The 14,052-nt window shown below is 49.6% G+C and carries 11 protein-coding genes; 10 read left to right on the top strand and 1 reads right to left on the bottom strand.

Translation table 11 applies throughout. The features are described 5' to 3' along the window. The first annotated feature begins 96 nt into the window (after positions 1-96). The 3 genes from IE054_RS12990 to IE054_RS12980 are packed head-to-tail and all read left to right on the top strand — an operon-like array spanning position 97 to position 2,866. The gene (locus tag IE054_RS12990; RefSeq protein WP_189407060.1) at positions 97-1,482 is read left to right on the top strand and encodes a DNA-3-methyladenine glycosylase 2 family protein; all 1,386 of its coding nucleotides are present in this window, start codon (positions 97-99) and stop codon (positions 1,480-1,482) included. A 14-nt stretch (positions 1,483-1,496) separates the two neighbouring features. Continuing rightward, positions 1,497-1,955 (top strand): methylated-DNA--[protein]-cysteine S-methyltransferase, encoded by a 459-nt coding sequence (locus tag IE054_RS12985; RefSeq protein WP_189407058.1) that lies wholly within the window; start codon positions 1,497-1,499, stop codon positions 1,953-1,955. Between the two features lie 2 nt (positions 1,956-1,957). Beyond that, positions 1,958-2,866: a DMT family transporter gene (locus IE054_RS12980; protein WP_189407056.1), complete on the top strand. Its 909-nt coding sequence runs from the start codon at positions 1,958-1,960 to the stop codon at positions 2,864-2,866. Positions 2,867-2,893: 27 nt separating this feature from the next. Here IE054_RS12980 and IE054_RS12975 read toward each other — a convergent pair whose 3' ends face one another. Further along, positions 2,894-4,318: a sensor domain-containing diguanylate cyclase gene (locus tag IE054_RS12975; protein ID WP_189407054.1), complete on the bottom strand. Its 1,425-nt coding sequence runs from the start codon at positions 4,316-4,318 to the stop codon at positions 2,894-2,896. Between the two features lie 243 nt (positions 4,319-4,561). Between IE054_RS12975 and glmU the strand changes: the two genes are divergently transcribed. The 7 genes from glmU (at position 4,562) to IE054_RS12940 (ending at position 13,931) form a co-directional block, all read left to right on the top strand. Beyond that, on the top strand, positions 4,562-5,923 hold the full coding sequence (gene glmU, locus IE054_RS12970; RefSeq protein ID WP_189407051.1) for a bifunctional UDP-N-acetylglucosamine diphosphorylase/glucosamine-1-phosphate N-acetyltransferase GlmU: 1,362 nt from the start codon (positions 4,562-4,564) through the stop codon (positions 5,921-5,923). 74 nt (positions 5,924-5,997) lie between these two features. After that, positions 5,998-7,023 carry a Gfo/Idh/MocA family oxidoreductase gene (locus IE054_RS12965; protein ID WP_189407048.1) on the top strand — a complete coding sequence of 342 codons (1,026 nt, stop codon included), beginning with the start codon at positions 5,998-6,000 and terminating at the stop codon, positions 7,021-7,023. A 75-nt stretch (positions 7,024-7,098) separates the two neighbouring features. Beyond that, entirely contained in the window at positions 7,099-7,866 is a 768-nt protein-coding gene (locus IE054_RS12960) for a DeoR/GlpR family DNA-binding transcription regulator (RefSeq protein WP_189407046.1), read from the top strand. Next, positions 7,866-9,698, top strand: a complete 1,833-nt coding sequence (glmS, locus tag IE054_RS12955) for a glutamine--fructose-6-phosphate transaminase (isomerizing) (protein ID WP_189407045.1) — start codon at positions 7,866-7,868, stop codon at positions 9,696-9,698. The genes IE054_RS12960 and glmS overlap by 1 nt, the downstream gene beginning before the upstream one ends. 153 nt (positions 9,699-9,851) lie before the next feature. Then, entirely contained in the window at positions 9,852-10,670 is an 819-nt protein-coding gene (locus IE054_RS12950) for a TnsA endonuclease N-terminal domain-containing protein (RefSeq protein ID WP_159120557.1), read from the top strand. Further along, the gene (locus IE054_RS12945) at positions 10,657-12,741 is read left to right on the top strand and encodes a TnsB C-terminal domain-containing protein (RefSeq protein ID WP_159120558.1); all 2,085 of its coding nucleotides are present in this window, start codon (positions 10,657-10,659) and stop codon (positions 12,739-12,741) included. Before IE054_RS12950 ends, IE054_RS12945 begins: the two co-directional genes overlap by 14 nt. Further along, positions 12,738-13,931, top strand: a complete 1,194-nt coding sequence (locus tag IE054_RS12940; RefSeq protein WP_189407042.1) for an ATP-binding protein — start codon at positions 12,738-12,740, stop codon at positions 13,929-13,931. Before IE054_RS12945 ends, IE054_RS12940 begins: the two co-directional genes overlap by 4 nt. Positions 13,932-14,052: the final 121 nt, after the last annotated feature.

Genomic DNA, 14,052 nt, shown 5'->3' with positions numbered 1-14,052 from the left:
GATTATACGTTGCATTACAGAGTGCCGATTTTGTCGCCTTATACCGCGTTTTGCAGGTTACAATAAAGGCTTACCCAGCAATCGTCGGTGCAAGGTGTGGAGAGCAGTTTACGACAGTATTATCAGCAGGCGCGGCAAAGTCGCGATCCCAGATTTGATGGTAAGTTTTTTGTTGCCGTTAAAACCACCGGGATATTCTGCCGGCCTGTGTGTCCGGCCCGTTTGCCGGCTGAACACAACGTTACCTACTATGCGCATGCTGCACAGGCGCTTCAGCACGGCTATCGTCCGTGCCTGCGTTGTCGCCCGGACAGTGCCCCGCAGTCACCGGCGTGGCGCGGCGTGCAAAGTTCAGTAACGCGGGCGCAAACGCTGCTGTCGGCTATACCACCACAATCTGTGGCGCACATTGCTTCAAGACTGGGTATCAGTGAGCGTTATCTGCACAAACTCATCACCACTCACCTTGGCATGTCGCCAAAAACGTATCAGAATATGCAGCAGGTACTGTTTGCAAAGCAACTGTTACAGCACAGCAGCACGGATGTGGCGACAATCGCCGATGCTGCTGGCTTTAACAGCGCACGACAACTGCAACGACAACTGAAGCAGTACTGTAAAATGACCCCATCGGCCCTGCGCCGTCCGCTATCAAAGGCAGACGCTGACCAGGGACGGGCCCCGGTTGCCACATTGTATCTGGCTTATCGACCACCCTATGACTGGTATCAGGTGCGCGACTTTCTGCGTCTGCGTGCCATCACCGGTATTGAGACCGTGCGCGACAACAGCTATTGCCGGCAGGTGACTTATCCGGGCGGAACGGGCCAGATTACGGCAACGCATCAGCCGGACAAACACCGCTTTAAAGTCGAGCTTGCCCTGTCGTCACTGACACACATCTATCCGCTTATGACCAGTGTTGCCAGGATACTGGACACGCATGCCGATCCTGTTTTAATCGCTACCTCATTAAGCGAGGCAGGGCTTCGTCAATCGCAGTTCTCTGCAGGGTTACGTATTCCGGGTGTGTGGAGCCGGTTTGAAGGCGGTTGCCGGGCAATCCTAGGGCAACAGGTGAGTGTAAAAGCCGCCATTAATAAGTTGTCAGAGTTTGCTGCCTGTTTTGATCGGCAAACGCCGTGGGGCCGGGCTTTTCCCTCGCCAGAGCAGGTGGCAGAGGATGATCTTAGCTGGCTGGCGATGCCGGGCGCACGCCGCAAGGCTTTACGCGATTTTGCCTGTCTGATGGCCGCAACGCCTGACGCTGACGACAACGCGGTGCTGGCCATCCCGGGTATTGGTCCATGGACACTCCATTACCTTAAAATGCGGGCTGATCACGATCCGGACCAGTATCTGGCTACTGACCTGATTGTCCGTAAAATGGCCAGCGGCCTCGATCTCAACCCAGAGCGGGCTACCCCGTGGCGCAGTTACCTGACCGTCGCATTGTGGCAACTCGCCAGCGCACAAACCTGACATAAGGAGCGACCATGCATTATTATCAGCGCCTGATGACCCCCTGTGGTGAGTTAACGGTGCGCGCCAGCGACAAAGGGCTGACTTCCGTGGCCTTTGATGACACAAGCGAAACACCGGCGCGTCCATCCGGTCTGACTGACGAAGCATGCAGTCAGCTCAGTGACTACTTTGCCAGGCGCAGGACCCGGTTTTCATTGCCACTGGATGCCGGTGGTACACCATTCCAGCAACAGGTATGGGCCGCACTAACTACCATTGGCTACGGTACAACGGTCAGTTATGGTGCCGTGGCGCAGCAGCTGAGCAATGCCAACGCAGTACGCGCCGTTGGCATGGCCAACAGCAAAAATCCGATTGCCATTATTGTGCCGTGCCACCGTGTTATTGGTGCAAACGGCACATTGACCGGGTACGCAGGCGGGTTGTCACGCAAGGCATTTTTACTTAGGCACGAAGGAGTCGACATTTAGTCATGAATGTAAGAGATCTGGCTGCGCTACTGCTGCTTGCGTCTATCTGGGGCGGTTCGTTTATCTTTATGCGCGTTGCGGCGCCGGAATTTGGTATTTACGTGCTGGTGGCTATCCGCACCGTGCTGGCAACACTGGTTTTGCTGCCCTTTTTAATTGCGGCGAGGGCAGTGAAGGAATGCCGGCAGCATTGGCTGGCAATTGCGCTGGTGGGCATGGTGAATACCGCCATTCCGTTTGTGCTGTTCAACTATAGCAGTCTGCACCTGGAAGCCGGGGTGAATGCAATTCTAAATGCGACAGCGCCCATGTTCGGCGCGCTGACTGCCTGGCTCTGGCTGGGCGATCGGCTCAACCGCGTCGCGGTAGGGGGGCTGGTTCTTGGCTTTGCCGGGGTAGCGGTGATCAGTCAGCAAAAAGTGGGGGAAGGAACGGTGAGCATTGCGCCCATCCTTGCCGCACTGGTGGCCACTACCTGTTATGGGCTGGCTGCATCGATGATGAAGCGCTGGTTATGGGGCGTAAAGCCTATCGCTGTGGCCGCAGGCAGTCAGGCCATGGCATCACTGATGCTGTTACCGTCTGCCATCATGACATTACCGAGTACCCTGCCGGGACAGGCCGCCTGGCTGAACGCGGTTGCGCTTGCGGTACTGGGAACAGGTATTGCCTATATTCTGTATTTTTACCTGATTGGCAGTGTCGGGCCGGCAAAAGCCATTACCGTGGCTTACCTGGTGCCGGTGTTCGGTATTATCTGGGGGCTTATTTTTCTTGGTGAAAGTCTGTCTGTATGGTCAATGGCAGGCGGCGCCATGATTCTGACCGGGGTTGCTCTGACCACGGGCGTTGTCAGGTGGCGGCGCGCACCGGCTACGCCGCCTGATGAAGGCAGTCAGCCACCACGCTGACTATTGCTGTTCTGGTAACTGGCTGAATCAGGTATCGGCCAGTTGCATTCTTACCAGGTTACAGCCATCCCGTCTGGCCTGATACAGGGCATCTTCGGCATGAGCGCTGACTTCTTTTAACGGACGGCCACTGGCCGTAAATGACACGCCAAACGAGGCCGTCAGTTGCAGCTCAGGATGCCCGGGTAATGGCGGCAGCGTCGCGATGCCATGACGCAGATTCTTCGCCAGTTCAAATGCTTCATGCGGACCGGTTTGTGGCGACAGGATCATAAATTCCTCACTGCTCCAGCGACCCAGAATATCGGTCTCGCGCATATTGTCTTTTAGGAAACTGACGATTTTGTCCAGCACATCATCACCGGTATTGCGCCCGTATGTATCATTAATTGCACTGAAGTTGTCGATATCGACCAGGATAATACTCAGTGATGCATTTTTTGCGGTGGTGTCTTTATAGATTTCTTCAATACCGGCTTTATCCGGCAGACGGTTGGCACTGCGGATCACCAGATCCGGCTGCATATCGCGGCGGAAATAATAAAGCAGATTGTAGATAAGCAAAAACAGGGCAAACACCACTACCAGCAGTGTTACCACGCTAAAAATAAAGGCCTGCGAAATTTCAGTCTGACGCTCGTCCAGGGGGCTTAACAAATAGACCGTCCAGTTAAACTGATTGAGCGTCACTTCGGCAATCAGGTAATCTTCGTCATGAATCCTCACCAGCTTATTATTCAACGCCTGATTGTTTCGTACGTCCTCCGGCAATGCGCTGAACCAGTCTAAGTCGGCCAGGTTCGAAAACTCCGAGTAGGATGCCATCAGTTGCGGATCAGAGGACAACATGATGTCGCCGTGATCATCAACGACCAGAAAGTCATAGCCATAGGTTTGCTTATAGCTGTCGAAAATAGTGATAAAACTGTTGAGACTTTTACCCACGCCGAAGAAGCCCAGGAATTCACCGCTGTCATTGAAGATTTTTATATCTATATAGAAATGTGCGTCTTCCCATTTACCAATATCTGCTACGGCGTTAGCGGCCTGATCCTTGTACTTGAAGTACCAGTTTATCTCGCCTTTTACCAACGGAAAGGTGGTGCCATCTGAATTGTACTGGACACGGTTTTTGTCACTGGCGATAAAGAACGTCATGCCAAACTCATCTTCCAGACGTGCCAGCGTATCGAGGATAGCAGCCTCATCCGGGCTAGGCGTATTCATGAGCTTGACCAGTTCACGGGATTTGCCCAGCGCTTCTGAAATATGCAGGGGCTTTAGCATCTGTTCGACAATTAACGAGACAGCGGGGGAAAGTGATTGTTGCTGCGCCCGGCTCTGTTCAGCCACGACTTTTGACACACTGAAATGCACCAGTGTGACAATGGCAATGACGACAACCGCAAACAGCAGCAGAATACTGCGATACAGAGTTCGAAATGCGTTCATTGACTACGCAGACTCCTTTGCCAACGTGAACTCAACATCATAATTACCGTAAGAGTATACCTGCTTGTTTTATGAACTACTAGGAAATAGTCATCCCTTACGACTTGTCGAATATATCACTGACTTCCGGTCAGGCCTTGGGTTACACTAGCCAGGGCGGCCATCGACGCGTTTGCCCCTTCTCTGGCGTTCACGGCAGCAGGCGAATACTCAACAACAAATACAGATAAAAAAGGATCTATCATGGCATTTTCGGTGATCATTCTGGCAGCAGGGAAAGGCACACGCATGAAGTCGTCACTGCCCAAAGTTCTGCACCCTATTGGCGGTATTCCTATGGTACAGCGTATCATCAACACCGTGCAGGCGCTGGATGCCGACAACGTGCATCTGGTCTACGGCCACGGCGGCGATCAGTTAAAAGAAAGCCTAACCGGCGATAGCTTAAACTGGTGTTTGCAGCAGGAGCAGCTTGGCACCGGGCATGCGGTTCAGCAGGCTGCACCAGAGATAAAGGATGAAGAAGATGTGCTGATCCTGGTTGGTGATGCACCGCTGATTGAGCAGCAAACGCTGGCTCGCCTCAAAGCCGTGAAAAGTCAGTGCGACCTGGCGCTGCTTACCGTCGAACTGGACGATCCTACCGGTATGGGCCGCATCATTCGTAAAGATGACAATATTACCGCCATTGTTGAGCACAAAGATGCCACCGACGAGCAAAAGCGCATTAACGAAATCAACACGGGCATGATGATGATGAATGGCGCCGATCTGAAGCGCTGGTTAGATGCCCTGAGCAACGACAATTCGCAGGGGGAATACTACCTCACGGATGTGATCGCCATGGCCGCCAGTGAAGGCAAGCGTATTCAGGCCGCCCAGCCTGATACGCCGGTTGAGGTTGAAGGCATTAACAACCGCGTGCAGCTGGCTCGCCTTGAACGTGAACTGCAACAGCGCCAGGCCCATGAACTGATGATCCAGGGCGTGTCGCTAGCCGATCCGGCCCGCATTGATGTGCGTGGCTCACTGACCACCGGACAGGATGTACGGATTGACATCAACCTGGTAGCGGAAGGTAATGTGATCCTGGGAAATAATGTCACTATTGGCCCTAACTGCGTGCTTAAAAACTGCGAAATTGGTGATAACAGCGTGGTTGAAGCAAACTCTATTGTCGAGGAGGCTATTGTGGGTACCGACTGCTCAGTGGGCCCTTATGCCCGATTACGTCCGGGCGCGGTGATGCACGCGAATGCCAAAGTGGGCAATTTTGTGGAAATGAAAAAAGCGGTACTGGGCGAAGGTGCGAAAGCCAATCACTTAACCTACCTTGGCGATGCGGAAGTGGGTAAAAACGCCAATATTGGCGCAGGAACGATTACCTGTAACTACGACGGTGCAAACAAGTCGAAAACCTTTATTGGTGAGCAGGCCTTTATTGGCTCTAACTCATCGCTGGTCGCGCCCGTGAACATTGGCAAGAATGCCACCGTGGGGGCGGGCTCTACTGTTACCAGTGATGTCGACGACGACAGTCTGGCGGTGGCCCGCAGCAAGCAGCGCAATATCGCCAACTGGTCACGCCCGAAAAAGCGCACTTAAGTTGCGTGTAAGTACACAGCGCCTACAGATTGGCGCTGTGCGTTACGTTTCACCAACCGCACAACGAGACAGATATGATTACTACTTTGCTGGTCGGTTTTGGCTTTTCAGCAAAAACCTTTCACCTGCCCTTTTTAGAGACGCTTGATGACTATGGCGTAACCGGGGTTGTGTCGTCGCGTCCCGACGCGGTGGCGGAAACCCTGCCGGGTGCGGCTGTCTGGCCGTCACTGAGCGAAGCATTGAAATCGGCCAGTTTTGACTTAGTGATCATTACCACCCCCAATCATTTGCATGCCAGTCAGGCCAGAGATGCGCTGAATGCCGGGAGTCATGTTCTGGTAGAAAAACCCTTTACACTGTCATCTGAAGAAGCCATTCAGCTGGTTGCACTGGCGGACAGTAAAAATCTGAGTTTAACGGTGTATCAGAACCGGCGCTTTGATGGCGACTTTATGACGTTGCAGACGCTGCTTAGTGAAGGTCGCCTGGGCACGGTGCGGCGCCTGCAGAGCCGTTTTGACCGCTTTCGCCCGTTCCCCCGTGATCGCTGGCGTGAAAATGCTGGCCCCGGGAGCGGGATTACCTGGGATCTGGGCCCTCACCTGCTCGATCAGGCGCTGGTGTTGTTTGGCATGCCGGATGCGCTGTACGCCGATATTCAGATCCTGCGTGACGGCGGCAAAAGCGATGACTGTTTTGACATCAGTCTGTACTACCCTTCTGTTACCGTAAAACTCGGGAGCTCGCCGTTTCAGGCGGGGCCGACGCTGCGTTTTGATGTGCAGGGTGATGCCGGCAGCTACCGTAAGTATCATCTCGACCCGCAGGAAGCCGGATTACGTGATGGGGTAAGCCCCGCTGATGCAGGTATCGGTGAAACCCACGCCAGTGATCATGGCGTGTTTTATAACGAAACTTCGTCTAAGGAAATTGAAACCTTACCCGGAAATTACTTACGTTTTTATCAAGCGCTAATTGCCACTATACACCATCAGGAAAAATCTCCTGCGCCTGCTGAAGACGCGGTGCATGTGATCCGATTACTTGAGATTGCACGTAAATCCGCTCAGACCGGCACACAAAAAGCCGTAAAGTAACGGCGAACTTTATTTCACAAAGAAAGTTATTTGGTCTAATATAGCTTTCATATTGTAAATCCAAATGCTTTCATAATGAAACAAAGTGACACGCAGCAACGTCGCAATGCCATTGTAGATTGGGTAAATCAGCACGGTACCGTGCAGGTTGAGACACTTGCACACCATTTTGGTACCTCCGAAGTCACCATTCGCAAAGACTTGTCCCTGCTCGCAAACGCGCAACGACTGATCCGTCAGTTCGGTGGCGCTGCGCCGCTACCCGGTACACCCTCTGTACCCACCGCTGACAAAGGTAAAGCGTATCTTGGGGCGGCAGCGGCAGCTGTCATTGGGCAGCGCAGAAAGCTGGTGATTGACTGTGGCAGTACCACACAGACGCTGCTGCCGCACTTGGCGGCACTGGATAACCTCATGGTTATGTCTAACTCCCTGCATGTGGCAAACGTGCTTACCAACAACCCCAATGAACCTACTTTTTTAATGACCGGGGGAACCTGGGATCCACACTCGGATTCTTTTCAGGGGGCCATGGCAGAGAACACGGTTGCTGCCTACAGTTTTGATATTGCTTTTATCGGTGCATCAGGCATTGATGTGGGCCGTGGCACCACTACTTTGAATGAACTGACCGGGTTAACCCGCACCATGGCGGCCAGCGCAAAAGATGTGGTGGTCATGGCCGAATCAAAGAAATTAGATGAACGTATGCCAAATCTTGAACTGGCATGGTCACAGATAACCATGCTGGTTACCGATGATGGTATTACAGCAAAAGATAAACAACGAATAGAAGCGCAGGGCGTCACAGTTAGGGTGGCATCGCGTAAAGGAGAAAACTGATGTGTGGAATAGTTGGCGCAGTCGCCGAACGTAATGTGGTAGAGATCCTGCTGGAAGGCCTTAAACGTCTGGAGTACCGTGGATACGATTCTGCCGGAGTTGCATTGCTAAGCAGTGAAGGCGACCTGACCCGTATTCGTCGAACGGGCAAGGTTCAGGAGCTAGTTGATGCAGTGTCTGAAGGCCATGCCGTTGGCGCAACCGGTATTGCCCACACACGCTGGGCCACGCATGGCGGCGTCACTGAAGCCAATGCACACCCACACTGTTCCACCGAGCGAATCGCTGTAGTGCACAACGGTATTATCGAGAACTATCTGGCGCTGCGTGAAAAGCTGACCGAAAAAGGCTATCAGTTCACCAGTGATACCGACACAGAAACCATTGCCCACACCGTGCATGAAGAACTTAAAGCCGGTAAAAGCCTGCTGCGCGCTGTACAGGATTCCGTGACACAGTTTCACGGTGCCTATGGCACCGTGATTATGGATAAAGAAGACCCCTCCCGCGTTGTGGTCGCCCGTTCAGGTAGTCCGCTGGTCATTGGGCTGGGTCTGGGCGAGAACTTTATCGCCTCTGATCAGCTTGCCCTGCTACCGGTTACCCGCCGGTTTATCTTCCTGGAAGAAGGCGATGTGGCAGAGGTGACCCGCCGCGAAGTGACTATCTTTGATAAAAACGGAGAGCCTGTTGAGCGCGAAGTGGTGGAATCCAACATCGAACATGATGCGGGTGACAAGGCCGGCTACCGCCATTACATGCTAAAAGAAATTCATGAGCAGCCAACGGTGGTGCGTAACACCCTGCAGCACCGCCTGGATGAGCAGGGCCTGTTACCGGATATCTTTGGTAAGGGCGCAGACGCTATCTTAAAGGACGTGAAACACGTACAGATTATTGCCTGTGGCACCAGCTACCATGCCGGTATGACCGCGCGTTACTGGCTGGAGCAATATGCGAATGTGTCGTGCAGCGTAGAAATTGCCTCGGAATTCCGTTACCGCAAATCCGTAGTGCATGAAAACAGCCTGCTGGTCACTATATCGCAGTCCGGCGAAACCGCCGATACGCTGGCCGCATTGCGACTGGCTAAAGACTTAGGCTATATGTCCAGCCTGACTATTTGTAATGTACCGGGCTCATCGCTGGTTCGCGAATCTGACCTGGCCTTTATGACCCGTGCCGGGGCCGAAATCGGTGTAGCCTCAACCAAAGCATTCACGACACAGCTGACGGCCTTTTTGATGCTCACTCTGGCGATTGGTGAACATAAAGAGATGAGCGGCGACGACAAACAATCCATCGTCAAAGCGCTGCACAGTCTGCCGGCCAAGCTGGAAGAAACATTGCTGATTAACGAAGGCATTGAAGATCTGGCAGAAGAGTTTGCTGACAAGAATCACAGCCTGTTTTTAGGCCGTGGCGATCAGTACCCGATCGCGATGGAAGGCGCGCTGAAGCTGAAAGAAATTTCCTATATTCACGCCGAAGCCTATGCGTCTGGCGAGCTTAAGCACGGCCCACTGGCGCTGATTGACGAAGAAATGCCGGTTATTGTGGTGGCACCTAACAACGAACTGCTGGAAAAACTAAAATCCAATGTTGAAGAAGTGCGTGCACGTGGCGGCATCATGTATGTGTTTGCTGACAAAAATGCCGCGTTTAAAGGCGATGAGAGCATGCGGGTGGTCAACGTACCACACTGTGAGCAGCCCATTGCCCCCATCATTTACACGCTGCCGTTACAGTTGCTGTCCTATCACGTCGCCCTGATTAAAGGCACCGATGTCGACCAGCCACGTAACCTGGCGAAGTCAGTGACAGTGGAATAGTTACGACGGGACGGGTGATTCGTGGTGTTAGAGCATATTATATTTGGTACTAGACATATTATATTTGGCAACAAATAAAAATTCAGCATTAAATTAGGTAATAAAAGTAGATTAGTTTATGCTCTATGTCATAGATGGCATAGGGCGTAGGCGATGAAGAAACTGCAATGGCTGACAAAAGAAGAAATCGATAAGCGCTTCGCAAGCGGCAGAGGAATGGGCCGTAAAAGCGAATATCAGCCATGGATTTACATTCAAGAAATATCCAGTGATGGCACGAGTTATCGTGCCTTATCTCACCGCACCGGCAGAGTAGTTCACTTGCTTTCCAAGCTAGAATACCTTGCTTTTTCACTCTACGACTGGAATGAGTCAATTTATGACATTCGAGAGCAGTATCCGTTTGCTCTAGAAACCACTCTGGAAGTAGCCGATAAAGCGGGCATAAAACATCCGCAAAAAGGCAATAAATATCACGTATTCACCACTGATTTGTTATTAGACTTTGATGGGTTAGAGAGCAATCAAATCGCGATTCAGGTCAAATACAATGATGAGCTGATGGATAAAAATGTTATTGCTAAGCTCGAAATAGAAAGGCGAAGTTGTCTGGCCAAAGGAATGCAGTGGAAGTTAATTACTGAACTCGACATACCTCATGTTCAACAAGCCAATATTGACTGGATACTAGGAGGAAAGGACCTTCACATTGGCGAATCTATTCAAATGCAAGTTTATGATCTTTGGGAAGAGATAAAGCGCTTCCCTGACATTAAGCTCGCTAAAGCTTGCTCAGATTATGATAAGCGTCATGGGCTTCCGTCAGGGGAAGCATTAAAGCTAGCTCGAAACGCCTTCAGCTACCGATTGCTGGCGTTTGATATCCATAAGCCCTATCAATACCTTATCTGCTCTGACATCCATAGCGTGACCTTCGGGTTCGATAGCGGAGATTTATATGCTGTTGGTTAATAGCGTAGTTGAAGATAACGGTCAATTTTATAGGGTGTTAGCCATCACACCGAATCACGCTATTTGGATTGATATATATAAACGACTTGCTGATCCTATCGAATTTGACATAAGCGCAATAGCCGAAGCTATTCAAAACAAATACGCACGAGTCGTCAATGATCCGTTCATTGATGAAACACTAAAACACCCCACCGAAGCTCAAAAAAACCGGCTAGAAGCGAACTGGTTAGTTATGCAAAAAGTTGCTGATAATCCTTATCGGCTCTTCAAGCATGGATGGCTTCGACTCTACGAGGAAGTTATCGATCAGAATCATCCTGAGTTTTCTAAAAAACACTTTTACAAGCTCCTGCGTCAATTTTTACAGCGTGGCCAGAACAAAAATGCCCTAAGACCTGATTTCCACAAGCAGGGTGCGCCAAAGCAACCGAGAAACATTGCTAATAAAAAAGTAGGCAGACCGCGTATCACGACTGTTGGCACAGGCATCCCAATTACGGATGAGATTAAACAATTGTTTAGGGAGGCCATTGATAAGTATTATTTGAATTCCATGAGAATGCCGTGGACAAAAGTTCATGACCTAATGCTACTTAAATTTAGGAAGCAATATCCCACTATTGCACGTCAAGATTCACCAACTGTTACGCAGCTAAAACACTTGTTTAATATGGAATACAAGGCCATTAAAACCGCACAAGCACGTAACACAGCAATAGCGTTCGAAAAGGACGTAAGACAACTTACCAGTACTGCAACGGCTCAAGTGTTAGGACCCGGAGACAGGTTTGAGTTTGACGCCACCATTATTGATCTTTATTTGGTCAGTGAAAAAGACCCATCAAAAATTATTGGTCGACCCACGCTTCTTATTGTAATCGATGTTTTTTCTCGTTTAACGGCAGGTTTCTACCTAACTTTTGAACCACCATCCTATGTTTTAGCCATGATGTCATTGGCAAACTGTTTAGAAAATAAAGTAGACGTTTGTAGGCGTTTAGGCATTTCAATCGAGTTTGAAGATTGGCCAGCGCTAGGTCTTCCAACGGCAGTATTAGCGGATAAAGGAGAGCTTCTTACCCACCAAGCAGATTCTTTAGTCAACGTGTTTAACACCCGTATAGAAAACGCAAAAGCTCGCCGCGGTGACGCTAAAGGCATTGTTGAACAGAGATTTAGAACCTTACAGGCTGAATTTAAGCCTTATGCCCCCGGCGTTGTGACAACAGAAACAGTTAAAAAAAGAGGGGGTAAGGATTATCGCTTAGATGCAAAACTATCTCTGCGACAAATGGAAGAGATAATTGCCTTACTTATATATAAGCATAATTTAAAAGGAATGAAAAAATATGATGCTGATGAAGGAATTCCCGAAGACCTGCCCTACACCCCAAAGGACTTGTGGAAATGGGGAATAATGAATAGGTCTGGTGCCTTAAAATCATATGACGTGGAAAAGTTTAAGGTACTAACTTTACCGAGAAATACCGCGACGGTTTCAAATGAAGGCATAAAGTATCAGTCTCTGACTTATAGTTGTTCAGAAGCATTCGAAAAAGGATGGTTTATTCGAGACAAGCACCGAACCAGACCACAGAAAGTCGAAATAGGATTTGACCCAAGGAGCACGAATAAAATTTATGTGTTCCCTCTGGGACAGACGTCTCAGTATTGGATCGCGCAGTTGACCGACCGAAGCCGTGCGTATAAAGATATGACGTTTTATGAAGCCAAGCTTTCTATGCAAGTAAGTAAACTAGCGAATAGTGAGGCTGCCAATGCCAATAAAGACAAACAGCTCTCTGCTGACGAAGAAATTCAAAAGCGCATGGAGTCAGCAGAAAAGCGTGCCAAAACTGGCAGTAAATCTGCGTCGAATAGTGCTCGTATTAAATCTATAAAAACTAATAAAAAGGAAGCTATAGCTCAAGAGCGCAAGGAACGTGCTGTCGGCAGCAACCCTGATAATGACCCTAAAACACCACCAAATAATGTTCAACCGATGAAAAGACAGGAAGATTTCTCTCACCCTGATATTCCAGATGATATTTATGGAGACGAAGATTGAAAACGCCTTATGTAGCGGTTACAGCAAATTATATTGATCCGGGGCTAGAAGAGTATCGTGGCAATCCGCTTATTGAAGCCTTGCCTAGGATTTACGAGGACGATCTTGTATTAGCAAAGACATTGGCATCCCGCCCAACACATAGTGAGGGTGACTTAAAGCTACATCCTAAATTGCGAATGCACGCGTTAGGGCGATTACTTGATGGTGACTTTTTTCATCCATTGCCAAACCACCTAAACCTCGAAAAAAAGTTGTCCCTGATGATTCGTAGCGGCTACGTTAAACGAAACCCTGCAAAACATTACGACAAACAATTGATGCAAGAAAACTATTTAAAATCTCAAGGAAAAGAAGAGAGAATTCAAGTATTCCCGACCACAGATCGATCAGTTCAGAGTACGACGTTAATTGGGTGCTCTGGCAGTGGCAAAACTACGGCGGTAAGGAAAGTTTTATCAACATACCCTCAATTAATTGAGCACCCTGACTACAATATGCATCAACAACTTGTCTACGTGGTTGTTGAATGTCCCTATAACGGCGATTTAGCGAGTCTATGTAAGAATTTCTTTCACTCGATTGACGAGGTGCTCAATACTAAGTATCACCGACGCTATGGTTATGAGATTCGAGTAGGCGAAAAAACTTTATTGCAAGCAATGAAACAGATAGTGATAGACCATTCGCTGGGTTTACTTGTGATAGACGAAATTCAGCACCTGCAAGATACCAAAGACAAACGTGATGAACTGTTAAAGTTTTTTACTGAATTGACTAATACCATCGGTGTTCCAGTACTTATCGTCGGAACCCCAAAAGCCTCGGGTATTTCGAAGGATTTGCGTGGCGCTAGGAGGGAAATTGGTTTTGGTAGTATGAACTGGGGAATATCCAAAACTGAAAGCGATATGAAGCAATGGCGGAGTTTTGCTATGCGACTATGGCGTTTTCAATGGGTTAAGAAGCGAACCCAAACGCCGGATAGCGATCTGCTTGAACACTTATTCGTACTGTCGCAGGGCATTATTGACATCACACTTAAGCTGTTTGTGATTGCACAGATAAGAGCAATTGTTACAAAAGCTGAAGAAATCACTATTCCATTGCTTGATACCGTTTATGCGGAAGAAATGAAAAGCGTACACCCTATGCTAGACGCTTTACGCTCTGGTAACGAGAAGGTGTAGTGGTCAAGTCATTTTGGCCACACCGTTGTAGCTATTCCAGTAACGCTTCTCCGATTCATTCGGCGTTAAACCACCGTTGTATGAATGCGGTCTCAGTCGGTTGTAATAGCCAATAATATAA

Source organism: Alteromonas halophila, from assembly GCF_014651815.1.
GTDB classification, from domain to species: Bacteria; Pseudomonadota; Gammaproteobacteria; order Enterobacterales; family Alteromonadaceae; genus Alteromonas; species Alteromonas halophila.
Note: the sequence above shows the minus strand (reverse complement) of the source record. Positions and strands in the feature narration are given on the sequence as shown.